A 24,963-nucleotide genomic window follows, 5' to 3' on the forward strand; every position below is an offset into this window, starting at 1 on the left:
TACAAGTATCCACAAACTTGCGCGTCGTGCAAGTTTGCCCAGTGGGAACCTTCATTAGACTGGGTGGGGATGGACACACTCCGGGAACGCAAGAAGGCGGCCACGCGCATGGCCCTGCACCAGGCGGCGCTGCGGCTCGCCCTGGAGCACGGTCCCGAACGAGTGACGGTGGAGGCGATCGCGGACGCCGCCTCGGTGTCGCGGCGCACCTTCTCCAACTACTTCGCGGGCAAGGAGGAGGCGATCTTCTACGGCGACCTGCTCCGCCTGCGCCGCCTGCTCGACCTGGTCCGCGCGCAACCCGCCGGGCCGCCGCGCGCGGCGCTGGTCCGGGCCGCCGTCGAACTGACCGGCGAGGGCTTCGACCCGGAGCAGCTCACCAGGCGGCGGCAGGTCTCCCGGCACCCCAGCCTGGTGGCGCACCAGGTCGCGGCCTACGCGGCGGTCGAGCGCGACCTCACCGCCGAGATCTCCCGCAGGCAGGAGGTCGAGGACCCGCTGCGCGCCCGCGTGCTCGCGGCGACCTTCCTGGCCGCGCTGCGGGCCGCCACCCAGCACTGGCTCGACCACCCCGAGCGGCCGCCGGCCGAGGTGGTCGCCGAGGCGATGGAGATGAACACGAACGAGGGATAGGTCGTGCACGGTGCGCACACGCGTGCGTACGGTGGGTTACCACCACGACAGCGGCGCCACCACGACGCCGAGCGCCGGCCCGACCGCCTCCGGGCCGGGAACGGACCAGGCCATGACCACCGCACCCCAACGCCCCAACACCAACCGCCCCTCGCTGGGCATCCCGCCGGAGCTGACCGCGCGCGAGTCCGGCCCCTTCGACCCGCCCGAGCTGATCAGCAGGGTGGCCGGGCGGGGACCCGTGCACCGCCTGACCCTCGCCGACGGCGAGCCGATGTGGCTGATCACCGGTCACGACGAGGCCCGCGCCGCCCTGGCCGACCCCCGGCTGAGCTCCGACCGGTTCCGCAGCGAGCGCGTGGTCGCCAAGCTGCCCGAGCGGTTCCGGGACCGGGCGGCCGACCCGCGGCGGCGGGCGGGCAACTTCGTCACCCTGGACCCGCCCGCGCACACCCGCTACCGCAAGCTGCTGACCGGCCAGTTCACCGTCCGGCGGATGCGGCAGCTCGCGCCGCGCGTCGAGGGCGTCGTCACCGAGCGCATCGACGCGATGGTCGCCGCGGGCCCGACCGCGGACCTGGTGACCGCGTTCGCCCTGCCCGTGCCCTCGCTGGTGATCTGCGAACTGCTGGGCGTCGACGACGCCGACCGCCACGAGTTCCAGGAGCGCAGCGCGAAGCTGGTGCGGTTGGACACCCCGCTCGACGAGGTCGCACGGGTCGCCGACGGGCTGCGGGCGTTCATGGTCGACCTGGTCCGGCGCAAGCGGGCCGAACCGACCGACGACGTGCTGTCCGGGCTCATCGGGGCGGACCCCTCGCTGACCGACGACGAGCTGGTCGGCATCGCCAACCTGCTGCTGGTCGCGGGCCACGAGACCACCGCGAACATGCTGGCCCTCGGCACCTTCGCGCTGCTGGAGCGCCCCGACCAGCTCGCCCGGCTGCGGGCGGACCCCGCGCTGGTCGACGGCGCGGTCGAGGAGCTGCTGCGCCACCTGTCGATCATCCACCTGGGCGTGCTGCGCCTCACCCTGGAGGAGGTGGGGGTCGCGGGCGAGGTGATCCCGCCCGACTCGGACGTGCTGATCTCGGTGATCGCGCCCAACCGCGACCCGCGCCGGTTCGACCGGCCGGACGAGCTGGACGTGACCCGCCCGCGCGGGCCGCACCTGGCGTTCGGCCACGGCGTGCACCAGTGCCTCGGCCAGCAACTGGCGCGCGTGGAGCTGGCGGTGGGGTTCACCGAGCTGCTGCGCCGGCTGCCGGACCTGCGGCTCGCCGTGCCGGCCGAGCAGGTGCCGCTGCGCTGCGACATGATCGTCTACGGCGTGCACTCGCTGCCGGTGGCCTGGGGCTAGCGCTCGGGGGCCCGCCTGGTGGTCACGAGACCGCCGCGGGCTCGGCGAAGCCGGTGCGCAGCCGGTCCACCAGCACGTCGATCAGGTCGACCAGCCGGGGCGGGTCGGTGGTGTCCAGCCACCGGCCGACGACCACCCGCAGGGTCGCCATCACGGTGGCCGCGAGCAGCGCCGGGTAGAGGTCGGCGTCCGCGTCGACACCGGCCCGCGCGGCCACCGCGGCGGCCAGCTCCCGCTCCTGCGCGGCGAAGGCCGCGATCTGGTGCGGCAGCAGCGCCGGTGTGCCGCGCAGCGCCCGCCGCAGGGCGACCCGGTCCTGGTCGACGTGCTCGGGGACGACCTCGACCAGCGCCCACCGCAGGGCGTCCAGCACCGGTTCGGCGGCGGGCCGCTCGGCGAAGGCGCGCACGAACGCGGCGGCCGTGGCCACGTCACCGGCGACGACCGCCTCCTCCTTGGAGGAGAAGTAGTTGAAGAAGGTGCGCAGCGACACGCCCGCCTCGGTGGCGACCTGTTCGACGGTCACCCCGTCCAGGCCGTGCGCAACGCACAACCTCAGCGCCGCATCGGCCAACGCGGCGCGCGTGGCCTGCTTCTTGCGTTCCCTGAGCCCGGACACGGCAAGAGTGTCGCACTGTGCACATGGCCGCTGCTCCGCAGACGGCGGCGAGGGCGCCTGGAAGTCGGTCGTTCGCGCCTGATCCCCCGACGATCGAAAAGCGTGATCGCCGGGGGATCAGGCGTGAACGACCGACGCGCCCTCGCGGGTCGGCGCGTGCAAGCGCGTCAGGGTGCCCTGGCGTGTCAGGCGCCAGAGGGTGGCGCGTCAGTGCAGCGGGGCCATCTCGGCTTCGGCGGCCAGGCGCTCGTCACCGCTGAGCGTCTTGAGCGGCTTCTCCTTGATGAACAGCACCGCGACCAGGGCCAGCACCGCGATCGGCGCGCCGATCAGGAACAGCTCGGCGGTGGCCGTGGCGTAGATCTCCCGCACGACCACCCGCACCGGCTCGGGCAGCAGCGCCAGGTCCGGCACCTCGCCCGCCTGGCCGTCGGGCGCCGGGCCGAACTTCTCCTCGGACAGGGTGGTCACCCGGTTGGCCAGCACCGCGCCGAGCGCGCTCACGCCGATCGCGCCGCCGAGCGAGCGGAAGAACGTGAGCGTGGACGTGGTCGCGCCCAGGTCCTTGGCCGGCACGTCGTTCTGCGCCGCCAGCACCAGGTTCTGCATCAGCATGCCGACGCCGACGCCCAGCACCGCCATGTGCACCGACACCACGAACACGCTGGTGTTGGCGTCGATCGTGGCGAGCAGGAGCATGCCGCCGACCATGATCGCGCCGCCCGCGACCAGGAACACCTTCCACCTGCCCCACTTGGTGATGAGCTGACCGGCCACGGTGGACGACACCAGCAGGCCGAAGATCATCGGCAGGCTCATCAGGCCCGCCTGGGTCGGCGTCTTGCCCAGGCCGATCTGGAAGTACTGCGACAGGAACACAGTGCCGCCGAACATCGCCACGCCGACCAGGGCGCTGGCGAGCGTGGTCAGGGCGACCGTGCGGTTGGCGAAGATGGTCAGCGGCACGATCGGGTCGACCGCCCGGGACTCGACCCACACCGCCAGCCCCAGCATCGCCAGGCCCGCGGCGACCAGCACGGCGGTCCAGGTCGAGGCCCACTCGAACTGGTGGCCCGCCAGCGTGGACCACACCAGCAGCGTGGACACGCCGGCCATGATCAGCACCGCGCCCGCCCAGTCGATGGTGACCTCCTTGCGCACCACCGGCAGGTTCAGCGTGCGCTGGAGCAGGAAGACCGAGGCGAGGGTGAACGGCACGCCGATGAAGAAGCACCAGCGCCAGCCCAGCCACGAGGTGTCGACCATGAGGCCGCCGATGAGCGGGCCGGCGACCGTGCCGACGCCGAACACCGCGCCGAAGATGCCCGCGTAGCGGCCCATCTCGCGCGGCGGGATCATCGCCGCCATCACGATCGTGGCCAGCGCGGTCATGCCGCCCGCGCCGAGGCCCTGCACGATGCGGCTGCCGATCAGCACCTCGACGTTGGGCGCGAACCCGGCGATGAGCGAGCCCACCGCGAACAGGCCCAGGGACAGCTGGATGAGCAGCTTGCGGCTGTAGAGGTCGGCGAGCTTGCCCCACAGCGGCACGGTCGCCGTCATGGCCAGCAGCTCGGTGGTGACGACCCACGTGTAGACCGACTGGGAGCCGTGCAGGTCGGAGATGATGCGCGGCAGCGCGTTGGACACGATGGTCGAGGCCAGGATGGACACGAACATGCCCATCATCAGGCCGGACATCGCTTGGAGTACGTCCCGGCGCGAATGGGTGCCGGTTTCGGTGGACATGATCCCCCCGGGTTCAGGACTGTGGTGGGTTGGCGAGGCCCGCGGCGAGCAGGTCCAGGGCCTCGACGAGCAGGGTCGGCAGGGGTGCGGAGCCGGTGGCGGACCAGCGGGCGACGGCGACGCGGAACGCCGCGCCCGTCGCCGCGGCGAGCAGCATCGGGTAGGTGGCGTCGACGGGCAGGCCGACCCGTTCGGCGATGCCCGCCACGACCTCGCGCTCGACCTGTTCGCCACCGGCGAGCACCCTGGCCAGCAGCACGGGGTGCTGCTGCACGACGGACATCCGCCGCGTCCAGGAGGTGCGGTCCTCGTTCAGCTCGACGCCCACCTCGGCCAGCAGCGCTTCGCGCACCGCCTCGGCGGCGGACAACCGGGCGGGCTGGGCGAGCACGCCCGCCCGCAGGCGCGCGCCCATCTCGGGGTCGGGCGCGAGGACGGCTTCTTCCTTGCCGGTGAAGTAGTTGAAGAACGTGCGCGGCGAGACGTCGGCCGCCGCGCTGATGTCCTCCACCGTGACGCCGTCGAGCCCGTGCTCGGCGACCAGGTCGACGGCCGCGCGGCTGAGCGCCTCGCGGGTCTGCCGCTTCTTGCGGTCGCGGAGCCCCTCGCCCGCCGCCTTGGTCACTCGATCAGAGTAGGGAAAAAGATGCACTCACTGCAACTTTGCAGAGACTGCACGTTTGTGATCCAGCTCTCCTTTACCACGTGAGCAGCACGATCGCACGGCGGGCGAGTGGCGGGCGAGGGGTTTTCCGGTGGCTCGGCGCTCGGCACGCGGAGTCACCCGTCGACGATCAGCCACCCCGGACGGGTGAACCCGTTACGCCCGGCGTTCGAGCACGACCGTGTCGCGCCACGTGCCGTGGTGCGCGGCGATGCGCTCGCGGATGCCCACGGTGCGGAAGCCGGCCGAGCGGTGCAGCGCCACGCTGGCCCGGTTCTCCGGGAACACCACCGCCTGGAGCGTCCACAGCCCGGCCGCGTCGGCGGCGGTGACCTGCCGGTGCAGCAACGCCTTGCCCACGCCGCGACCGCGATGCCGCGCGTCCACGTACAGCGAGGTCTCCGCGACGCCGGCGTAGCACTCGCGGGGCGACACCGGGGTGGCCGCGGCCCACCCGGCGACCTCGCCGCCGACCTCGGCCACCCACCGGTGGTCGGGCAGCCACTTCGCCTCCAGCGCGCGGCGGCTCGGCGTGGCGGTCTCGAACGTCGCCTGACGGGTCGCGATGCCCTCGCCGTAGATGCGCCGCACGTCATCCCAGTCGGCGTCGGTCATCGCGCGCACGGCCACGTCCGCGGGCGGGTCGAGCGGGCGGGCGACGACCGTGCCCAGGACCGCGTCCACGGCCTGCGGCAGCAGCGCCCGCCCGGACGGGTCGATCGAGGCGAGCGTCGCGGCGCCCTCGCGGCGCAGCCGGACGAGGCCCGCGGCGGCGAGCTCGCGGAGGTGGTGCGAGCACGTCGACCGGGTGACGCCGAGCAGGTCCGCCAGCGCGCCGACGGCCGTCTCGCCCGCGGCCACGGCGTGCAGCAGCCGCACGCGCGTGGCGTCGGCCAGGCAGGCGAACCGCTCGGCGCACGCGGCGGCGTCCTCGACCCGGAGGGTGGTCATGACGAGGATCCTTCGCCTCGCGAAGGGAACCGGTCAATCGAATCCGGGCGATGCAGCGGGGGTCACTCCGCGGACGCTCGTCCGGGGAACGGGGCGGCGAGTCATGAGAAGGGCTCGGGCCGGGTATGAAGTGCCGGCGGGAAGGCGGGTCCCATGGCGGTGGAGTTGCGGGTGCTCGGTCAGGTCGAGCTGCTGGTCGACGGCCGGCCGGTCGAGGTCGGCCACGCGCGGCAGCGGTGCGTGCTGGCGGTGCTGCTGGTGGAGGCGAACCGGGTCGTCACGCCGGAGCAGCTGGTGGAGCGGGTGTGGGCGGGCCGGCTGCCGCACAAGGCGCGGCAGGTGGTGACCAACTACGTGTCGCGGCTGCGGCGCGCGCTGCCGGGTGAGGCGGTGATCGCGCGGCGCGGCGGCGGGTACTCCCTGGAGGTCGACCCGGCGTCGGTGGACCTGCACCGGTTCCGCCTGCTCGTGGCGCGGGCGCGCGGTCAGGGCGACGCGCGGGCGTTGGCGCTGCTGGAGGAGGCGTCGCGGCTGTGGCGGGGCGAGGCGTTCGAGGGGCTGGACGCGCCGTGGCTGGCGGCCGTGCGCGAGGGGCTGGCCCGGGAGCGGTTCGCCGCCGACGTCGACCGGGTTGACCTGGCGCTCGCGCGCGGGCGGCACGCGGAGCTGTGCGCGGAGCTGGCCGAACGCGCAGACGCGCACCCGTTGGACGAGCGGGTCGCCGGGCAGCTGGTGCTCGCCCTGCACCGCAGCGGTCGCCGGGAGGAGGCGCTCGCCCGGTTCGAGGACATCCGGGCGCGCCTGGCCGACGGGCTGGGCGCCGACCCGGGACCGGACCTGCGCGCCCTGCACCGGCAGGTCCTGGCCGCGGCGCCCGCGCCTCGGCAGCTGCCCGCGCGACCGTGGTGGTTCACGGGCCGGGCCACCGAGCTGGAGCGCCTGGACGAGTCCGCCCGGGTCGCCGTGGTCGCCGGCTCGGGCGGGATCGGCAAGACCTGGCTGGCGCTGGACTGGGCGCACCGCAACGCGGACCGCTTCCCCGACGGGCAGCTGTTCGTGGACCTGCGGGGGTTCAGCCCCGAGGGCGAGCCGATGGACCCGGCGGTGGCGGTGCGCGGGTTCCTCGACGCGCTCGGCGTGGCGCCCGGTCGCGTGCCGGTCGACCCGGCGGGCCGGACGGCGCTGTTCCGCGACCTGGTGGTCGACCGGCGGGTGCTGCTGGTGCTGGACAACGCGGTCGACGCGGCCCAGGTCGCGCCGCTGCTGCCCGGCGGCGGCTCGTGCGCGGTGCTGGTGACCAGCCGCAACCAGCTGACCGGCCTGGCCGCCGAACAGGTCCTCCACCTGCCGCTGGACGTGCTGGCCGACGACGAGGCCCGCGCCCTGCTGGCCAACCGCCTCGGCGCGGACCGCGCGGCGGCGGAACCGGCCGCGGTGGACGAGCTGGCCGGGTTCTGCGGCGGGTTCCCGCTGGCGCTGAGCATCGTCGCCGGCCACGCCCACACCCACCCCGACCTCCCGCTGGCCCTGCTGGCGGCGGAACTGCGCGACCTCGGCCTGGGCACGCTGGACGACCACGACCCGACCGCCAGCCTGCCCGCGGTGCTGTCCTGGTCCCTGCACGACCTCACCGCCGACCAGACCACCGCGTTCGCGCTGCTGGGCATCGCGCCGGGCCCCGACATCGGCCTCCCGGCCGCCGCGAGCCTCACCGGCCTGTCCCCCGACCGCGCCGAGGTCGTGCTGCACGACCTGGAGCAGGCGTCGCTGGTCGCCCGGGACGCCTCCGGCCGCTACCGGATGCACGACCTGATCCGCGGCTACGCCGCCGCCACCGCCCACCGGGACCTGGACGCGGACCGGCGCACGGCGGCGTTGCGGCGGGTGGTCGACTTCTGCACCCGCACCGCCCACGCCGCCGAACGGCTCCTCAACCCCCACCTCCGGCCGATCGACCTCGACCCACCCCTGACCCGGCCCCACCCGCTGCCCGACGTCCCCGCCGCGCTGGCCTGGCTGGACACCGAGCACCGCGTCCTGCTCGCCGCCCAGCAGACCGCCGCGGCCCACCGGTGGCACGCCACCACGTGGCAGCTGGCCTGGTCCCTGACCACCTTCCTGTACCGGCGGGGACACCTCCACGACGCCCTGACCGCGTGGCGGGCCGCGCTGTCCTCGGCCGAGCACCTGCCCGACCCCGCGGCCCGCACCCTCGCCCACCGGCTGCTCGGCAGCGCCTGCGCCGAGCTGGGGCGGCACGAGGAGGCCGCCGAGCACCTGCGACGGGCACTCGCCCTGGCCGAGCGGCAGGGGGACACCGACCACCTGGCCCACACCCACCGGGAGTGCGCGCGGGCCTGGGCGCTGCGCGGGGACCACCGGCGGGCCCTGGACCACGCCCGGCTCGCCCTGGACCTGTTCCGCACCCTCGGCCAACCGGTCTGGCAGGCCCGCGCGCTCAACGCGGTGGGCTGGTACGCCGTCCTGCTCGGCGACCACGACACCGCCCGCGAGCACTGCCGGGCCGCCCTGGACCTGCTGCGCCGCCACCCCAACCCGGTCGGGGAGGCGGACACCCTGGACAGCCTGGGCCTCATCGACCACCGCACCGGCCGCCACCACGAGTCCGTCGAGCACTACCGGGAGGCCCTGGCCCTGTTCCGCGCCCACGGCGACACGAACGCCGTCGCCGACACCCTCGACGCGCTCGGCCGCCCCCACGCCGCCCTGGGGCAGCGCGAACAGGCCCGCGCGGTGTGGCGGGAGGCGCGCGACCTGTTCCGGCAGCAGGGGCGCGAGCAGCAGGCCGAACGGGTGCGCGAGCAGCTCGACGCGCTCGACCGCGCCGACGACGGGTCCCCGGGGTGAGGGCCGGCTGGGGACGCCGCGGGAGCGGGCCGGTTCGCGCTGCGCGGCGGTGAGCGGGGTCGCGCGGGCGCGGGAGGGGCTTGGCCCGCTCGCCCAGGTGCGCCGGGGACGGCCGAGGGGGCACGGCGCGCCGGACGCGCCCGGTGGCGCGGTTTCTTCGCGTAGTCATCCCCAGCACAAATTTCACCCCATCGTGTAGGAGCCTCTCATCGCCGCGCTTTTCGTCAAAAGTGCTGGCACAGCCGCTGCGCACGGTCGTACCGGGCAATTCGCTTCGTGAGAGGATCGCGGTGATCACAGAAAAGTTCCCGAGAAAATTTCCACCTTCTCGGGAATCAAGCACCCTATGCCACCAGGACGGGGGACCCATGCCGAGAAAATCGCCCGGTCCGAAAGCGAAGGAACTCGGCGCCGAACTGCGCACCCTCCGCAAGGACGCCGCGATCACCCTGGAGCAGGCCTCGGTGGCCATCGGGTTGTCCAAGCAGGTGCTGTCGCGCCTGGAGACGGGCAAGCGCAACATCGCGCCGGACGAGGTCGTCGGCCTGCTGGGCCTCTACGACGTGACCGGGCCGCGCCGCGAGCAGCTGCTGACCGTGGCGCGCACGCTCGACGACCCCGGCTGGTGGGAGCTGAACGCGCCGGGCCTGACGCCGGAGTCGGCGCTCCTGGCCGACTACGAGGACCGCGCCGCGCACATCACCGACTGGTCGCCGCTGCTGGTGCCCGGCCTGTTGCAGACCCCCGACTACGCCCGCGCGTTCATGCTCGACGACGGTGTCGCGCCGGCCGAGGTGGAGGCCCGGTTGGCCGCGCGGCTGCGCCGCCAGGAGCGGTTGCGCCGCGATGACGTCCGGTACACCGCCCTGATCGGCGAACCGGCGCTGATCGGCAACGACGACATCCACCACGACCAGTTGCAGGCCCTGGTCGCGGCGGCGGAGCGGCCCAACGTGACCATCCGGGTCGTCCCGGTCCGGTCGATGCCGCGGCTCGGCCGCGTGGAGGCGTTCATGCTGCTCGACGCGCTGCCGGCGGTCGTCGTGCACGTGGAGATGGCCCGATCGGGCGTGTTCCTGGAGGACGAGTCGCTCACCACGCCCTACCTGCGGCGCGCGGGACGGCTCGGCGAGGCGGCGTTGAGTGCCACACTGTCGCTCCGACGCGTCATCGAACTGCGAGCCGAGATGGAAGTGTGATCGATGAAGCCGTCCTCCCTGTCCTGGCGCAAGTCGCCCCGCTCGCAGTCCCAGTCCAACTGCGTCGAGCTGGCCGCGCTGCCGAGCGGCGGACTGGCCGTGCGGGACAGCAAGCTGGGCGAGCGCGGTCCGGTGCTGGCGTTCGGGCGCGGCGGCGTCGCCGCGTTCCTGCGCGGCGCCGGGCGCGGTGAGTTCGACGGGCCGGCCTGACCAGCGCGCTCACCCGGACGTGTGACCGTCCACTTGAAACACCAGCCCGTCGCCGGGAAGCTGTCAGCGCCTCCAGCAAGATCAACCCGCAGGGACCGCGATGCTCCGCAGCACCCGCCTGTTCGGCGGCAAGCGCCACGTGACCTTCTCGCTGCCGCTGGACGACCCGCACGGCCCGGTGAGCGTGGTCGGTTCGTTCAACGACTGGACGCCCGGCGTGCACGAGCTCATCCCCCGCCGCGACGGCACTCGCACGGTGGCGGTCGTCCTGCCGCCGGGCACGCACCGCTTCCGGTACCTCGCCGCCGACGGCCACTGGTTCGACGACGACGACGTCCCGCAGGTCGACGGCGAGGGCGGTGTGATCACGATCGAGAGCTGAGGGCCGGTGCGGTCAGGTGGGCAGTCGGTCGGCGCGTCGGCGCGGTCGGCCGGGCGGCGCAGGCAGGCGGTCAGCGCGGGCAGTCGGTCGGCGCGGCCGGCCAGGTCAGCCGGTCGGCGCGAGCAGCCGGTTCAGCACCTGCTTGACCGCGACCGTGAAGCGCCCCATCACGGTGTCCCGCGAACCGAGCACGACCAGCAGCAGCGTGCCGCTCAGCGGCTGCACGCCCACGCACCCCCGCTCGCCCTCCAGCACCACGCCCTGGAGGCGGCCGTGGTCGGAGGCCTGGACGAAGCGCTGGCCGATGCCCGCCGAGGCGGCGGCCATCGCGGCGGACTGGTCGGCCGCGTCGCCGGGGTTCGGGGTGCCGGGGTCGAGGTCCGCGGCGACCACGATCCCGTCGCGGCTCGTCACCACCAGGCCCGCCACGCCCTCGACGTCGGCGCGCACCCGGCCGAGCAGCTCGCCCAGGGCTTCGGGGTCCTGGAGGCGGATCTGGACGCGGTCGGCCGTCATACGACCAGGGCCTGCTCGATCCGGCGCAGGTGCAGCCGGGCCAGGGCGAGGTTGGCGCGGGCGCGGTCGAGCACCAGGTAGAGGAACAGGCGCGAGCCGCGGGTCTCGGCCAGCGGCCGGATGATGTGGTACTGGCGCTGGAGGGTGATGAGGATGTCCTCGATCGTGTCGTCCAGCTGGAGGGACGCGATGGTGCGCAGCTTCGCGCGCACCACCTCGGTGTTGCCCGCCCCCGCGGTTTCGAGGTCCAGCAGCGCGTGGCCGCCCTGCGAGCCGAGGGTCATGCCGCTGTCGTAGTCGACCAGCGACACCCCGACCGCGCCCTCCACGGTCATCGCCTCGCGCAGCGTCTCGTCGATGTTCACCCCGCCGGACCTCCACTCGATTTCCCCTGATCGACACGCACGGTAACCCAGGCTTCCGGCGAACGGGCGAGCCGGTGCTTCCGCGACCGATGAAAAGAGCGAAAAAGTTACGGAAAGATCAGGAGTCGCTGGTCCGTATAGAGGTACGGGCACGACTCGCGGGTTACGGCACGGTGAGTGAGCGGGCGCGATATTCGCTCGGCCCCCGGATGCGGGCGGGCTAATGTAACAGCACTGTTGTATCTCTTCGAGGAGGTTGGTCGTGCTGTACCCGGAGATCGAGCCGCACGACAGCGGCATGCTCGACGTCGGCGACGGGCACCACGTGTACTGGGAGGTCAGCGGCAACCCGGACGGCAAACCCGCCCTGGTGGTCCACGGCGGGCCCGGCTCCGGGTCGTCGCCCAGGGCCCGCCGGCACTTCGACCCGGAGGCCTACTGGGTGATCCAGTTCGACCAGCGCAACTGCGGGCGCAGCACGCCCCACGCGAGCAACCCCGTGGTGGACCTGTCGACGAACACCACCGATCACCTGCTCGCCGACGTGGAGCGACTCCGAGAGCACCTGGGTGTCGACCGCTGGCTGCTGTTCGCCGCGTCGTGGGGCTCGGTGCTCGCCCTGGTCTACGCCGTGCGGCACCCCCACCGGGTCAGCGAGATGGTGCACGCGGGCGTGGCCGTCGGCCTGCGGGAGGAGACCGACCTGCTGACCAAGGGCCTCGCCCCGATGTTCCCCGAGGCGTGGGCCCGGTTCCGCGCGCACGCGCCGGAAGGCGACGACCTGTCGGCCGCCTACCTCCGGCTGCTGCTCGACCCGGACCCGGCCGTGCACCAGCCGGCCGCCGACGAGTGGTGCCGGTGGGAGGAGGCCGTGGTGCCGCCCGCGCCCGGCCCCAACCGCTTCGACTCCCCGGAGCACCGGCTCGCGTTCGCCCGGATCGTCACCCACTACTGGGCGCACGGTTCCTGGCTGCCCGACAACCTCGTCCTCGACGGGGCGGACAGGCTCGCCGGCATCCCGGGCGTGATCGTTCAAGGGGTGCTTGACCTGGGCAACCTCATCGGCATCCCCTGGCGGTTGACGCGGGTCTGGCCGGACGCGGAGTTGGTGATGATCCCCGACACCGACCACGGCGGGAACGCCGCCATGACGGAGGCCCGCATCGCGGCTACTGACAAATACCGGTAACACCCCGAAACTCGGTGCGATGGTTTGATGACAGCTTGAGCACGGAGGGGGCCGGGTGCACACCAGCTTCACCGCGCGCGCCCGGCGGGTGCTCTCGGACGCCCGGCGCACGGCGAGCGAGCGCGCGGGCGCGGAGGTGCTGCTCCCGGACCTGCTGCTGGGCCTGGTGCCGGCCGGCGGCCCGGCGGGTCGGGTGCTGGGCGAGCTGGGGGTGACGTCGGCCGCGGTGCGGCGGCGGCTCCCCGCCGCCGCGCCCGACCCGGCCGGCGGTGGGGCCGGCGACCCGTCCGCCGGCCCGGCCTCCGGTCCACCCGGCGACCCACGCAACGCCTCGCCCAACGGCCTGCCCAGCGACCCGTCCGCCGACCCGGCTTCCGGTCCACCCGGCGACCCCGAGGGACCGACCCTGTCGCCGCAGGTGCTGCGGGTGCTCGCCCGCGCGCGGGCGGACGTGCCCCCGGCCCAACCGGTCGACGCCCACCACCTGCTGCTCGCGCTGGTGGACGTGGACGACCCGGGGGTCCGGCGCCTCCTCACCTCGGCCGGCGTGCCGCCGCGGGTGCTGCGCGACCGCGTGCTGGCGGCGGCCAACGACGACCGGCCGCCCGCGCCGTCGCCGAGGGTGTTCATCAGCTACCGCAGGCAGCAGGCGCGGCACGTGGCGGGTCGGATCGCGGACTGGCTCGCCGACCGCGCCGAGGTATTCCTCGACGTGCACTCGATCCGGCCCGGCGCCGATTTCACCGAGGCCATCAACACCGCGGTCGACGGGTGCACCGCGCTGGTGGCCGTCATCGGGCCCGGGTGGGCCGGGCTCACCGACGACCGGGGCAGGCAGCGGCTGGCGCAGGCGGACGACGTGGTGCGGCTGGAGGTCGAGGCCGCCCTGCGGCGCGACGTCGCGGTGATCCCGGTGCTGGTGGACGGTGCGCGGATGCCCCGCGTGGACGAGCTGCCCGAGAGCCTGCGCCCGCTGGCGTTCCGCAACGCCCTGGAGATCAGGCACGAGAGCTTCAGGCAGGACGTGGCCCGGCTGGGCGAAGCCGTGACGAGGGGGTGACGGTGGAACGGTTCACGGAGGGGGCGCGACAGGTCTCCGCGTTGGCGCTCCGCGAGGCGCGGGGGTTGAAGCACACCTCCATCGGCACCGGGCACCAGCTGCTCGGCCTGCTCGGCGAGGGCGGCGCGGCGGCGGCCGTCCTGGCGTCGTTCGACCTGTCGCTGCCCGGCTGCCGGGAGCACGTCCGGACCATCGAGGGTCGCGGCGGCCTGGTGGTAGCCGGGCACCTGCCGTTCACCCCCGGCGCGAAGCGGGCGCTGGCGGCGGCGGTGCGGGAGGCGTTCGCGCTGGGGCAGCGGCGGGTCGGGACCGAGCACCTGCTGCTGGGCCTGCTGACCGAGGAGGACGGGTTGGCGCTGGACGTGCTGACCCGCTGCGGGGTCGACGCCGCCGAGGTGCGGGACCGGGCGTTCGCGGTGCTGGCCGGGATCGAGCTGCCACCCGCCTGGCGGCCGGCGCGGCTGTTCCTCAGCCACCGGCCGCAGGACCTGCACGTGGCGGGCCGGATCGCCGACCGGCTCGGCGACATCGGCCGGCCGGTGGTGGGCGACGTGGCGCAGTGCGACGTGCTGCTCGCCGTGATCGCGCCGGGGTGGACCCCCACCGAGGCGGTGCTGGGCCACGTCGAGACGGCGCGGACGCGGTCGGTGCCGGTGATCCCGGTGCTGGTCGACGGCGCCGAGCTGCCCCACGACCAGCTGCCGGGCGCCGAGGGCGTCAGCGTGCGGCACGAGACGTTCCGCGAGGACGTGGCGCGGCTGGCCGACGCGATCCGGTACGCCCGGCCGGGCGCGGGCTGACCGGCACTCCCCCGTCACCTTGAAGTGCGATTTGAGGGTTTTGGCGACCTCCCCTGGGGCTTTGCGCCTCGAAGTCCCAACAAGGAGTTCAATGAAACACTTGAAGCATGGAAGCCAGTGAGGTCCAGCGACACATCTGCGAGGCGTTCGAGGGCGTCAACGCGCTCGAAAGCGACGGCGACACCTACTTCCTCTTCGACCCCGACCGGGACCTGCCGCCGGAGCGGCAGCTGCCCTTCGCCACCCTCGTCACCGGCGACCGCCACGACCGGGTGTCGGACCTCGACCGCCCCGGCGCCTACCGGCTCAACATCGGCCTCACCAAGGCCACCTACACGTCGCTGTTCGGCGCACCGCCCACGCGGCGCGACGCGGACCACGTCCTGGACACCGGGTACGACCACGCCGAGCGCGACCGCCTGGTGCCGCACCCGGTCTACGCCTCCCAGCACTGGGTCTGCGTGGTGACGCCGAGCGAGGCGACGTTCGAGACCCTGCGGCCCCTGCTCGCCGAGGCGCACGGGTTCGCCGCGCGCAAGCACGCCAACCACGTCGGGCGCGCGCGGTCCTGACGGCTCGCCCCGCACCTCGGGCACCGCCGCGCCCGCCCGGCGAGCGACCGGGCGGGCGCGGCCGACGACCTCAGGCCCAGCCCGGCATCGGGTAGCCCGACATCAGCTCGGCCACCTCGCCGGCGATGCGGTCCAGCTCCCGCTCGTCGCCCGCCGCGGCCACGGCGCGGTCGATCCACTCCGCGACCCGCGGCATCTGCTCCGCGGTCAGGCCGCGCGTGGTGACGGCGGCCGTGCCGAGGCGCACGCCGGACGGGTCGAACGGCTTGCGCGGGTCGAACGGCACGGTGTTGTAGTTGGCCTCGATCCCGGCCCGGTCCAGGGCCTTGGCCGCGGGCTTGCCGCCGATGCCCTTGGTGGTCAGGTCGAGCAGGACCAGGTGGTTGTCCGTGCCGCCGGACACCAGCTCGAAGCCGCGGTCGAGCAGGGCGGCGGCCAGGGCGCGGGCGTTCTGCACGACCGCGTGCGCGTACAGGCCGAAGCCCGGGTCCAGCGCTTCGCCCAGCGCCACCGCGATCGCCGCCGTGGTGTGGTTGTGCGGTCCGCCCTGCAACCCCGGGAACACGGCCTTGTCCACGGCCTTGGCGTGCCCGGCGTCGCTGAGGACCATGGCGCCGCGCGGGCCGCGCAGGGTCTTGTGCGTGGTCGTGGTGATCACCTGGGCGTGCCCGACCGGCGACGGGTGCGCGCCGCCCGCGACCAGGCCCGCGATGTGCGCGATGTCGGCCACCAGCACCGCGCCGACCTCGCGGGCGATCTCGGCGAAGCCCGGGAAGTCGATGGTGCGCGGGATGGCCGTGCCGCCGCAGAAGATCACCTTCGGGCGCTCGGCGCGGGCCAGGTCGCGGACCTCGTCGAGGTCCACCACGCCGGTCTCCTTCCGCACCCCGTACTGGGCGCTGCGGAACCACTTGCCGGTGGCCGACACGCCCCAGCCGTGGGTGAGGTGGCCGCCCGCGGGCAGGGCCATGCCCATGACGGTGTCGCCGGGCTCCAGGAACGCCAGGTACACGGCGAGGTTGGCCGGTGAGCCGGAGTAGGGCTGGACGTTGGCGTGGTCGACGCCGAACAGGGTCCTGGCCCGCGCGACGGCCAGCTCCTCCACCGGGTCGACGACCTGCTGGCCCTCGTAGTACCGGCGGCCCGCGTAGCCCTCCGAGTACTTGTTGGTCAGCACCGAGCCGGTGGCCTCCAGCACCGCGGTGGACACGTAGTTCTCCGAGGCGATGAGCCGGACCTTCTCGAACTGGCGGCGGGCCTCGGCCTGGAGCAGCCGGGCGACCTCGGGGTCGGCGCCGGTCAGGGACGGGATGGCGGGGTCGTGCACGACGTCCTCCACGCGCGCGGGGGCGCTGCCGTGGCACCCAGGCGCGCGGTGCGTTCCGGCCTCACGCTCCCCGGTGGTCGATCCCACCCTCGTCACGCCAGTCGCGAACGCGCCGATCCTACCCCGCCGCGCGTTCACGCCGCGCCGTCCCGTGGACGCATTGGGCGGAACGGACCATTGCCCTCCCTGCGCCCCAACCCAATACTCAGGGTTGGAAATCTTCCAACCGGCCCTGTGCCACGTCAGCACTTCCCCCTGCTCCGAAAGGACTGACGTGCTCGATCGGCGAACGTTCGTGCTGAGTGCCGCCGCGACAGCGGCACTCGTCACCGCAGCACCGGCCCACGCGACGGCGGCAGCCGCCGTGCCGGGCAAGACCGCGGGCGCCCTGCTCGCCCCCGATGGAAACCCTTACCTCCTCCTGTGGTCCGATGGCCAGTGGGTGTTGCTCGACGAGCGCGGTTCGGTGCGCATCACCGAAGGCCTCGGCAGCGCGGCCCTGGTCGACGTGGCCGACGACGGCGGCCGACTGGTCGCCGTCGGCTCGCTCGGCGACGACGACCCGACCGCCGTGATCTGGGAGTCGACCAACGGCACGACCTGGCACGAGGCACGCCGCCTGCACGGCCTGCGCTCGGAGTTCACCGCCGTCGGCGGCGGGCTGGCGCTCGGCTCGGTGGTCAAGGCCGAACGGGCCTCCGTGGTCCGCATCGCGGCCCGCCGCACCGCGTCCGGCTGGGCGACCGTGCCCGTGCGCGGTCTGGAGTGGACCGACGGCCTGGCCGCCACCGCGGTGGCCCGCACCGCCGACGGCTGGGTCGCGGCGGCGGTCGACCAGGCGGGCACCGTCCTGCACACCTCGCGCGACGGCGTCTCCTGGACCGCCCGGCCCCGGCTCGACGGGGTCGCGGTGCGCGGCCTGGCCGCGCTCGGCGGCGGCGTGCGCTGGGTCGGCAACGAACTGGTCGAGGCCACCCCGCTGACCGGTGTGCTCGACGCGGGGCAGCGGCAACCCGCCGTGCCCGCGGACGCGAAGGCGCTGGGCGTCGTCGGCGACCGCTCGGCCTGGCTGGCCGGTGGCCGCCTGATCACCGCGGAGGCGGCCCGATGATCACCTTCCAGCGCATCGACGGCACCCCGGTCTACTACTGGCGGTCCGGCCGCGGCAACACGACCCTGCGCAACTGGCAGGCCACCCAGGGGTTCTACGACACCCTGGTGCTGTGGATCCGGGACCTGCGGTCCCTGTCGTCGGCCTACGGCAGCATCACCTACCTGGTGTCGGCGGGCTTCTACGTGAACAAGCCCGGCGAGCACGGCGCGGGCACCGCCATGGACCTCGACCACGTGCGGTGGAGCGGCGGCCAGACCTGCTCGCCGCTGGACCGCGAGCACGCCTCCGGCACCCTGGCCACCCGCCGCCGCTACCTGGCGGTGGACGCGGTGTGCCGGCGGCGGTTCCGGTTCGCGCTGGACGGCTGGTACAACGCCGCCCACGAGGACCACATCCACTCCGACTTCGGCGGCCTGCCGGTCCGCTGCGTGACCGGGTCGGAGAGCGACACCAAGTTCGTCCAGGCGCTGTGCAACAACTTCATGAGCTCCGGCCTGGTCGTGGACGGCATCTGGGGTCCGAAGACGCAGAGCGCGTTCACCACCGCCAAGTCGCGGCTCGGCGTGACCGGCGACCCGCACTCCAGCAGCGCGGCGTGGCAGTCGTTCCTGTCCGCGGCGGCCCGCCGCGGTTTCGCGAACCAGGCGTTCTGAACAGCGCCCGGCCCGGGGAGCGCGACCCCGGGCCGGGCGCCCCCGCCGCGTGCCGCCGGCCTGCTCGCGCCCTCCCGGCCCGGCTCGCGGGTCCCGCCCCGCGACCACCGCCAGGCCCGTTGACGGTCCGACAGGCCATGCGCCCGTCACGCGCCGCCCGTCACGCGCCACCCACCGCGCGTCGCCCACCGCATGCCGCAGGCCGCCCGCTGCCCATCGCCGTGCCACCCGGGTGGTCCACCAACTCATCATGCAGACGCCCCCTGCCTGCCTTGTACCTTGCCGTGCAGTCCCACGTGAGTTCAGCGCGACTGAACTTTGATCATGGCGAACCCACGGCTTTTCGGCACGTGTCGCTCAAGATCATCTCGGGTTCTCGTGCCCGGTCCCTGTGGCGTGATCTGGTGGGAACGGGCCGTCCGCGGCGCGCGGGCGGCCCGTTCCTGTCGGGTTCAGGCGATGTAGGCGGCGTAGAGGGTGTTGTTGAGGGTGGTGAGGCCGGGTGGGAGGGGGCTGGTGACGCCGAGAGGGGTGAAGTTGTTCCATCGGGTGCCGTCGTGGCTGCACGAGTACAGGGTGCGGTTGGCGCCGGAGCCGCGGACCAGGCAGTGCAGTTTGTTGTTGGCGACGGCCAGGGCGGGGGCGTGGCCGGTGGTGCCCGAGGGCAGCGGGTCGGAGGGGGTCCAGGTGGTGCCGTCGAAGGTCGACCAGCGCAGGACGCCGGAGTCCCCGTGGCCGCGGCAGACGAGGTGGAGCTTCCCGCCGAAGGCGGCAGCGGCCGGGGCGGCGGTGCCGGCGGCGTAGTTGGGCAGCCCGGTGAAGGCGCTCCAACGGGTGCCGTCGAAGCTGCTCCAGGTCACCCGGGCGCTGCCGGCTTCGACGGCCAGGCAGTGGAGCCTGCCGTTGAAGACGACCAGGGCCGGGGCGTGGTCGGTGGTGGTGCCGGACAGGGCCACGGCGGCGCTCCACCGGGTGCCGTCGAAGTGGTTCCAGTACAGGGTGCCGGTGGCGTGGCTGGAGCGGTGCACGGCGTGGAGCCTGTCGCCCAGGGCCGCCAGGGCGGGGGTGACGGTGCTGGCCATGGGCAGTCGGGTGAACGCGGTCCAGCGGGTGCCGTCGAAGCTGTTGTGCCACAGGTGCGCATCCAGGCCGCGGACCAGGCAGTGGATCCCGCCCCGGTAGGCGGCCAGGGCGGGGGTGTGGGCGGTGGTGCCCGAGGTAACGGCCGGGCCGGGTGCCCAGCCGCCGGAGGCTCCCAGGGTCGTGGTGCGCAGCGGGCCGCCGCGTTCGACGAAGGGACCGCAGTGCAGGTACAGGGTGTGGCGGCCTCCGCCGCCGCCGTCGAACAGCAGCGCGAACTCGCCCTTGGGTCGGGAGGCGAGTTCGGCCAGGGCGGCGCGGTCGAACGTGAAGGACCGTTCCACGACCAGGTCGTCGTCGTTGGTCAGCCAGCCCAGGATCGCGTTGAGCAGCCCGGCGCCGATGGCGAACCAGGCGGCCAATCCGGCGGCCTTCTTGCTCTCGTCGTCGCCGGCCTCGGCCATCCGGACCGACAGGTCCAGGGCCGCCTCGGCGAAGTCGGCGAGCGCGCCGCGCAGGGAGTTGTAGAACCCGCCGCTGCTGTCGTCGGCCTCCCAGCACTGGATTTCGCAGGAGACGTACTTCTCGACTTCGCCGTTGAACAGGAACGTGTTGGCGTCGAAGGTGTGCCAGGTGCTGGTGGAGGTCGACCCGTACTCCCGGGTCTTGCCCGAGGTCTTGGCCCGGCCGTCGCTGCCCGCGGCCAGCGCCCAGTAGATCTCGTCGCGGCCCACCTCGCCCGACTTCCTGTCGCAGTGGAAGGAGTGCAGCCGCAACGGCGCCGACGCCGGCCCCACGTCCGTGGCCTGCGGCCCGGGGGCGGTGAGGATCGTCGTGCCGCGCCCGTACTCCACCAGCGCCGCCGCGAACTCCTCGTCATCGATCGGGGCGTCGCCGTCCAACGCGGTCACGTCCACGACCCGGACGTTGGGCTGCGCGAGGGCGTGCTCCCCGATCGCGGGCAGCGCGTCCAGCAGGTCGGCCAGGCCGTACCCGGTCTCCACCGGCAGGCCGGTGACCGCTTCGGGCAGCACGTCGACCGGGCCCCGCGTCACCGCGTCCCGGTACACCCCGCCGAACGCGACCAGTTCGTCGCCCGGCAGGTACGCCTCGGCCAGGTCGAGCAGCCGCTGCTCCAGATCGGTCGGCTCCAAGCCCCGCGCCCGTCGGTCGGCGCCGTGCAGCAACGCCCCCACCAGCACGTTCGCCGGGCGGTTGCGCTACAACCGGCGCGCGCCCCGCGACTGCGACCAGGCGCCGGCGCCGGACAGCATCGCCTCGACCTTGGCCAGCCGCTGCTCGGAGGTCAACGACCCGGTCAACGGCCCCGCCCGCCGCTCGGACGTGGACTGCCCGGGAATCACCGTGCCCGAGTCCGGGTCGGTCAGCGGCGTTCCAGAAGTCGGCGCGGCCACAGGGCCCCACACCCTTTCCGTGATCAGGGCACGGGCACCACACCCCCGCCTGCACCCCACGTAACCAGACGCCTCCTCACAGTGACAGTGGCGTCCCTCCGACGCCCACCGAATCCACCTGCGGGGTGACCTCGCGCGTCCCGACGCAGGACCGATCCCACAACCCCCACCGGTCACCGGACACCCCTGCGGTGCCGGACGCGCGGACCACCACTCGAGCCCACGCCGGCGAGTGAATCTCGTCCCCGAACCGGTGGAGCGGCACCGCGCGGCGCCCCGGGTGCGATCGAGGGCCGCGCTCTGGGCGTGACGTGCCAACCGGAGGACGACGACCACAGGAAGAGACCACGGTGAAACGCTCCCGGACCCTCGGCGTGATCACCGCCGCCGCCGTGATCGCGGCCCTCGGCCCGGCCGGTGCCGCGACCGCGTCGGTCGAACCGGCGCTCGCGTGTGCCGCGCTGGTCCAACCGCCGACCCGGAACGGCTACGAGCTCCGCGGCGTCGGCGGACGGTCGGGATGCGCGCACCGGCCCCGGACAACGACGAGGGCACACCGTTCGATGCGGCCTCGCGGACAGCGGGTCGGCGGCCCGCGTTCCCGCGACATGGAGCGGCACCGGTTGACCGACCGGGCCGCGTTCGACCGGCTCGTCACCACCTCGCAGCACCGCAACACCAAGCTGCGCGACCTCGCCCGGCGGCTGGTGGAGACCGGGGAGGACAGCCACCTGCTGTGAGGCGGCAGGAGGCAGCGGCGGCGGGAGGCAGTGAGCGGCAGCGGGGGAACCGGCGAAAGCCGAGGGGGCCGCGGCGGTGGCGGCCCCCTCGGCGTGCTCAGCCGAGCCGGTACGCCCGGATCACGGTCTGCCGCAGCACGTGACCCCTGCCGTCGGTCGCCTCCACCCGCAGCGAGGCGTGCGCGCCCGCGCCGGCGTCGTTGCGGACCAGCGCGGTGGAGCCGGCCACCGGGACCCGGGTCCACCGCTCGCCGTCGTCGAAGGACACCTCCACCCGGAAGCGCCTCAGGTGCACCCGCTCCGCGCCCTCCTGCCCGTCCACCACCAGCGGCACGCGCAGGACCCGGCCGGCGGGCGCCGCGCCGGAACCGTCCAGCTCCGGGGTGAAGCGGACCACCGACAGCGGCAGCGGCCGGGCCTCGTCACCGCGGACCGTGTCGGAGCGGAAGGTCCAGCTCAGCCCGACCTCCGTGGCGAATTCCGCGATGCCGGGCGCGCGGACCGCACTCGCCGCCACCCGGTACCCGGCCCGGCCCGGCGGCACCGGGAACAGGGCGGACTCCCCGTCCGCCCCGCCGACCAGCTCGCCGTCCCGGTACAGCTCGACGCGCGCGGACGAGGTCTGCGAGAAGCCCTCGTTGCCCTCCCGGTCGCCGAACAGCGGCAACCTCACGTCGATCTCGTCGCCGGCCCGGGACAGGTACGGGTAGCGCCCCGCGGCCAACGCGGGCCCGAACACCGGGTGGTGCATCGACCTGTCGTAGGTCCGGCCCGCGCGGTAGCGCTCCTCGGCGGAGGACAAACCGGTCTCGCTGAGCTGATCCCCGTCCTGGAAGAACACCCGCCGCCACGGGTTGCCGTCGGTGTTGACGTGGTCGATCCCCGAACCGGACGGCGGCACCTCGACCAGCCCGGCGACGCCGCCGAAGCCGAGGGAGTTGCTCGCGGACATGCCGTGGACGTAGACCTTCCCCGGCAGCGCCGGGCCGAACGAGGTGCGCACGCGCGCCAGGTCCCGCGACGCCGGCGCGCGCACCAGCCCGGTGGGCACGCGGCCCAGCTCCTCCCAGGCGAACCGGTAGGTCACCGGCGCGCCGTTCACGGGCGCTCCGATGAACTCCGCGCCGACCACGACGCTCAGCTCGTCCTCGGGCAGCTCCCGACCGGCGTGCCCGATGGTCATGCCCGCCGGGAAGCCCCGCGGGTAGATGCCGACGATGCCGCTCGGCCGACCGTCGTAGCTCCTGGTGACGTCCACCGCGTGGAGACCGGGCGCGGCGGCCGGGTCGGGGGCGGTGACGCGCAGCGGTCCCGCCACCCGGGCGTCCAGGGTGACGGAGCCGTCGCCGGTGACCGCCAGGTGGGGCTGCACGAGCAGGGTGAGCCCGTCCACCGGCCCGAGCTCGGACACGACGAGGTAGTCGCCCTTGGGCAGCCGGAGGGTGTCCTGGCCCGTGGTGAGGAAGGCGGTCCGGTCGTTGGAGAGGCCGAAGACGGAGGTGTAGTAGGTCCCCTCCGGCGCGCCGGACCGGTTGACGTGCTCGAAGGGGACGTCGTAGCTCTCCACCTCGCGGTCCACGGCCATCGGCGTGCGCAGCGGCTCGTCGCCGCCGGTGGCCACGACCGCGCCGGAGTAGGCGCCGTCCAGCGGGCCGAGCCTGGTGTCGGCGGTGACGCTCGCCGTCGCCTCGCCGCCCGCCGGCACGGTCAGCTCGGTCGGGGTGACGCTGAACATCCCCGCGGGCGCGGGCGCGCCGTCCGGCGCCTTCGCCTCGACGGCGAGGGTGAGGGTCACCGGGGCGTCGCCCGCGTTGCGGTAGGTGTGCTCCCGGGTGACCGGGGTGTCGTCCTGGTGCGGCCACTGCTGCACGCCCAGGTTGATGCCGACCGGGTCGGTGGTGAGCGCGGTGGTGATGGCGCGGGCCAGGTCGAGCCGACCCGAACCCTGGTCGAACGCCGTCAGGTCGGCGTTCGGCTCGGCCGACGCGGTGAGCACGGCCTTGATCCGCGCCCCGGTCCAGTCCGGGTGCTGCTGGGCGATCAGCGCCGCCGCGCCCGCGACGTGCGGTGTCGCCATGGAGGTGCCGGACAGGGCCAGGTGCCCGTCACCGACAGGTGTGCCGATGGTGGAGTGGGCGGCCTTGGCGGCGACGATGTCCACGCCGGGCGCGGTGATGTCCGGCTTGATCGCGCCGTCGCCGACGCGCGGGCCACGGCTGGAGAAGGGCGCGATGCTGTCGTCGCGCTCGACCGCGCCCACGGTGAGCGCGGCGTCCGCGCTGCCCGGCGAGCCCACGCTGCCCGGTGAACCGGAGTTGCCCGCGGCGATCACGAACAGGGCGCCGGTCTGGGCGGACAGCGCGTTGACGGCCTCCTCCAACGGGTCGATGCCGGGCCGGTCACGGCCGCCGAGGCTCAGGTTCACCACGTCGGCGCCCTGCTCGGTCGCCCACCGCATCCCCTCCAGGATCGCGGACTCCGCGCAACCGCCGCTCGCCTCGCACACCTTGCCGTCCAGGATCTCGGCGTCCGGCGCGACCCCTCGGTACTCCGGGCCGGAACTGGCGACGGTGGCGGCGACGTGCGTGCCGTGGCCGACCCGGTCGACGGTGTCCGGCTCGCTGGTGAAGTTGCGCTCCGCGACCTCCTTGCCCGCCAGGTCCGGGTGGTCGCCGTCCACGCCGGTGTCCAGCACGGCGACCTTCACGCCCGCGCCGGTGTGGCCCGCGGCCCACGCGGCGGGCGCGCCGACCTGGGCGGTGGAGCGGTCCAGCGAGATGCGGCGCACGCCGTCCAGCCAGACCTTCCGCACGCCCGGGTCGTCCACCAGGGCCCGGAACGCGGAACCCGCCGCCGCCTCGGCCTTGGGCGCCTCGGCGGTGGTGAAGTCGTTCCCGCGGGTCACGATGAGCGGCACGCTGTCGCGGCGGGTGTCGTCGTAGCCCGCCTCCACCAGGCCGGTGACGTCGAACAGCCGCGGGTCCAGCCGGTCCTGGGCCAGCAGCCGGGTGGCGTCGGCGGGCACGACGTGCACGTGGTCCGCGCGGTGGAACGCGTGGAACGGCACGTCCTCGCGCCCGGCGCCCGGCTTGACCGCCACGACGCGGTCGCCGTCGAGCACCACGCGGTCGCCCGTGACCAAGGTGACCGCCGTGATCTGGCCGCCCGCGGTCGCCGGGGCGGTGGCGGCGGCAGTGGTGGCGATCGCGGTGGTGCTGCCCGTTAACAGGGTCGTCACCACGGCGGTCGCCGCCCAAGCGGCGCGCCGAGGTGTTCGGGGGTGTGGCACAGTCGTCTCCCAGTGTTGTCCGGCATCGGGAGGAACCGCCGGACGAGCGGCGGTGTGGCATCCGGCGGTTCCGGGGTCGAACCGGCCTGACGCTAGGGCCACGGCCGCTGTTCATGTTCGAAGCGCGAGCACTGAACAACGTTGTGTGGACAATGAAGCCGCGGGAGGGGTGCTGGTGGCACGGCGCGAAACCCCGCTCGGTCCCGAG

23 protein-coding genes and 1 riboswitch are annotated in these 24,963 nt (G+C 74.1%); of the genes, 13 read left to right on the forward strand and 10 right to left on the reverse strand.

Going from position 1 to position 24,963, the window contains the following annotated elements; translation table 11 throughout:
* Positions 1-69 precede the first annotated feature (69 nt).
* Both ABD223_RS34100 and ABD223_RS34105 read left to right on the forward strand, forming a co-directional pair.
* Positions 70-633, forward strand: coding sequence for a TetR/AcrR family transcriptional regulator (locus tag ABD223_RS34100; protein ID WP_344040844.1), 564 nt, complete (start codon positions 70-72; stop codon positions 631-633).
* A 112-nt stretch (positions 634-745) separates the two neighbouring features.
* Positions 746-1,993 (forward strand): cytochrome P450, encoded by a 1,248-nt coding sequence (locus ABD223_RS34105; protein WP_380647010.1) that lies wholly within the window; start codon positions 746-748, stop codon positions 1,991-1,993.
* A 22-nt stretch (positions 1,994-2,015) separates the two neighbouring features.
* Here the strand turns inward: ABD223_RS34105 and ABD223_RS34110 are convergent, their stop codons facing one another.
* From ABD223_RS34110 to ABD223_RS34125, 4 genes are all read right to left on the reverse strand, one after another.
* Complete coding sequence (locus ABD223_RS34110) at positions 2,016-2,612, reverse strand: TetR/AcrR family transcriptional regulator (RefSeq protein ID WP_344040846.1); 597 nt, start codon at positions 2,610-2,612, stop codon at positions 2,016-2,018.
* Between the two features lie 207 nt (positions 2,613-2,819).
* The gene (locus ABD223_RS34115) at positions 2,820-4,313 is read right to left on the reverse strand and encodes an MDR family MFS transporter (RefSeq protein WP_344040847.1); all 1,494 of its coding nucleotides are present in this window, start codon (positions 4,311-4,313) and stop codon (positions 2,820-2,822) included.
* 61 nt (positions 4,314-4,374) lie between these two features.
* Entirely contained in the window at positions 4,375-4,986 is a 612-nt protein-coding gene (locus ABD223_RS34120; RefSeq protein ID WP_344040848.1) for a TetR/AcrR family transcriptional regulator, read from the reverse strand.
* Between the two features lie 195 nt (positions 4,987-5,181).
* Entirely contained in the window at positions 5,182-5,976 is a 795-nt protein-coding gene (locus ABD223_RS34125; protein WP_344040849.1) for a helix-turn-helix domain-containing GNAT family N-acetyltransferase, read from the reverse strand.
* Positions 5,977-6,129: 153 nt separating this feature from the next.
* Between ABD223_RS34125 and ABD223_RS34130 the strand changes: the two genes are divergently transcribed.
* From ABD223_RS34130 to ABD223_RS34145, 4 genes are all read left to right on the forward strand, one after another.
* The gene (locus ABD223_RS34130) at positions 6,130-8,844 is read left to right on the forward strand and encodes an AfsR/SARP family transcriptional regulator (RefSeq protein ID WP_344040850.1); all 2,715 of its coding nucleotides are present in this window, start codon (positions 6,130-6,132) and stop codon (positions 8,842-8,844) included.
* 368 nt (positions 8,845-9,212) lie between these two features.
* On the forward strand, positions 9,213-10,043 hold the full coding sequence (locus tag ABD223_RS34135; RefSeq protein ID WP_344040851.1) for a helix-turn-helix domain-containing protein: 831 nt from the start codon (positions 9,213-9,215) through the stop codon (positions 10,041-10,043).
* Between the two features lie 3 nt (positions 10,044-10,046).
* Positions 10,047-10,253, forward strand: a complete 207-nt coding sequence (locus ABD223_RS34140; protein WP_344040852.1) for a DUF397 domain-containing protein — start codon at positions 10,047-10,049, stop codon at positions 10,251-10,253.
* 100 nt (positions 10,254-10,353) lie between these two features.
* Positions 10,354-10,635: an early set domain-containing protein gene (locus tag ABD223_RS34145; protein WP_344040853.1), complete on the forward strand. Its 282-nt coding sequence runs from the start codon at positions 10,354-10,356 to the stop codon at positions 10,633-10,635.
* 105 nt (positions 10,636-10,740) lie between these two features.
* On the opposite strand, the gene ABD223_RS34150 is transcribed toward ABD223_RS34145, so the two are convergent.
* Both ABD223_RS34150 and ABD223_RS34155 read right to left on the reverse strand, forming a co-directional pair.
* The gene (locus ABD223_RS34150; protein ID WP_344040854.1) at positions 10,741-11,151 is read right to left on the reverse strand and encodes a roadblock/LC7 domain-containing protein; all 411 of its coding nucleotides are present in this window, start codon (positions 11,149-11,151) and stop codon (positions 10,741-10,743) included.
* Complete coding sequence (locus tag ABD223_RS34155; RefSeq protein ID WP_344040855.1) at positions 11,148-11,516, reverse strand: hypothetical protein; 369 nt, start codon at positions 11,514-11,516, stop codon at positions 11,148-11,150. The genes ABD223_RS34150 and ABD223_RS34155 overlap by 4 nt, the downstream gene beginning before the upstream one ends.
* A 262-nt stretch (positions 11,517-11,778) precedes the next feature.
* Here ABD223_RS34155 and pip point away from each other — a divergent pair, with 262 nt between their 5' ends.
* The 4 genes from pip (at position 11,779) to ABD223_RS34175 (ending at position 15,137) form a co-directional block, all read left to right on the forward strand.
* Positions 11,779-12,705, forward strand: a complete 927-nt coding sequence (gene pip, locus ABD223_RS34160) for a prolyl aminopeptidase (protein WP_344040856.1) — start codon at positions 11,779-11,781, stop codon at positions 12,703-12,705.
* A 55-nt stretch (positions 12,706-12,760) separates the two neighbouring features.
* Positions 12,761-13,765, forward strand: a complete 1,005-nt coding sequence (locus ABD223_RS34165) for a toll/interleukin-1 receptor domain-containing protein (RefSeq protein WP_344040857.1) — start codon at positions 12,761-12,763, stop codon at positions 13,763-13,765.
* 2 nt (positions 13,766-13,767) lie between these two features.
* A complete protein-coding gene (locus ABD223_RS34170) occupies positions 13,768-14,565 on the forward strand; it encodes a Clp protease N-terminal domain-containing protein (protein WP_344040858.1) in 798 nt (265 codons plus the stop codon).
* Positions 14,566-14,672: 107 nt separating this feature from the next.
* Positions 14,673-15,137, forward strand: a complete 465-nt coding sequence (locus ABD223_RS34175) for a DUF6194 family protein (RefSeq protein WP_344040859.1) — start codon at positions 14,673-14,675, stop codon at positions 15,135-15,137.
* A gap of 70 nt (positions 15,138-15,207) precedes the next feature.
* Here ABD223_RS34175 and ABD223_RS34180 read toward each other — a convergent pair whose 3' ends face one another.
* Positions 15,208-16,464 carry a serine hydroxymethyltransferase gene (locus ABD223_RS34180; RefSeq protein WP_344040860.1) on the reverse strand — a complete coding sequence of 419 codons (1,257 nt, stop codon included), beginning with the start codon at positions 16,462-16,464 and terminating at the stop codon, positions 15,208-15,210.
* A 28-nt stretch (positions 16,465-16,492) separates the two neighbouring features.
* A riboswitch (ZMP/ZTP riboswitch) is annotated at positions 16,493-16,579 on the reverse strand.
* Positions 16,580-16,738: 159 nt separating this feature from the next.
* On the opposite strand from ABD223_RS34180, the gene ABD223_RS34185 reads away from it, so the two are divergent.
* Entirely contained in the window at positions 16,739-17,575 is an 837-nt protein-coding gene (locus tag ABD223_RS34185; RefSeq protein WP_344040861.1) for a hypothetical protein, read from the forward strand.
* Positions 17,572-18,231 carry an extensin family protein gene (locus ABD223_RS34190; RefSeq protein ID WP_344040862.1) on the forward strand — a complete coding sequence of 220 codons (660 nt, stop codon included), beginning with the start codon at positions 17,572-17,574 and terminating at the stop codon, positions 18,229-18,231. The genes ABD223_RS34185 and ABD223_RS34190 overlap by 4 nt, the downstream gene beginning before the upstream one ends.
* A gap of 452 nt (positions 18,232-18,683) precedes the next feature.
* Here the strand turns inward: ABD223_RS34190 and ABD223_RS34195 are convergent, their stop codons facing one another.
* Both ABD223_RS34195 and ABD223_RS34200 read right to left on the reverse strand, forming a co-directional pair.
* Positions 18,684-20,507: a DUF8189 domain-containing protein gene (locus ABD223_RS34195; protein WP_344040863.1), complete on the reverse strand. Its 1,824-nt coding sequence runs from the start codon at positions 20,505-20,507 to the stop codon at positions 18,684-18,686.
* A 24-nt stretch (positions 20,508-20,531) separates the two neighbouring features.
* Positions 20,532-20,726: a hypothetical protein gene (locus ABD223_RS34200; RefSeq protein WP_344040864.1), complete on the reverse strand. Its 195-nt coding sequence runs from the start codon at positions 20,724-20,726 to the stop codon at positions 20,532-20,534.
* A 563-nt stretch (positions 20,727-21,289) separates the two neighbouring features.
* Here ABD223_RS34200 and ABD223_RS34205 point away from each other — a divergent pair.
* Positions 21,290-21,466 carry an ANTAR domain-containing protein gene (locus ABD223_RS34205; RefSeq protein WP_344040865.1) on the forward strand — a complete coding sequence of 59 codons (177 nt, stop codon included), beginning with the start codon at positions 21,290-21,292 and terminating at the stop codon, positions 21,464-21,466.
* Positions 21,467-21,563: 97 nt separating this feature from the next.
* Here ABD223_RS34205 and ABD223_RS34210 read toward each other — a convergent pair whose 3' ends face one another.
* On the reverse strand, positions 21,564-24,704 hold the full coding sequence (locus tag ABD223_RS34210) for a S8 family serine peptidase (protein WP_344040866.1): 3,141 nt from the start codon (positions 24,702-24,704) through the stop codon (positions 21,564-21,566).
* Positions 24,705-24,963 lie beyond the last annotated feature (259 nt).

Origin of the sequence: Saccharothrix xinjiangensis (assembly GCF_039527585.1) — a bacterium.
Lineage (GTDB): Bacteria > Actinomycetota > Actinomycetes > Mycobacteriales > Pseudonocardiaceae > Actinosynnema > Actinosynnema xinjiangensis.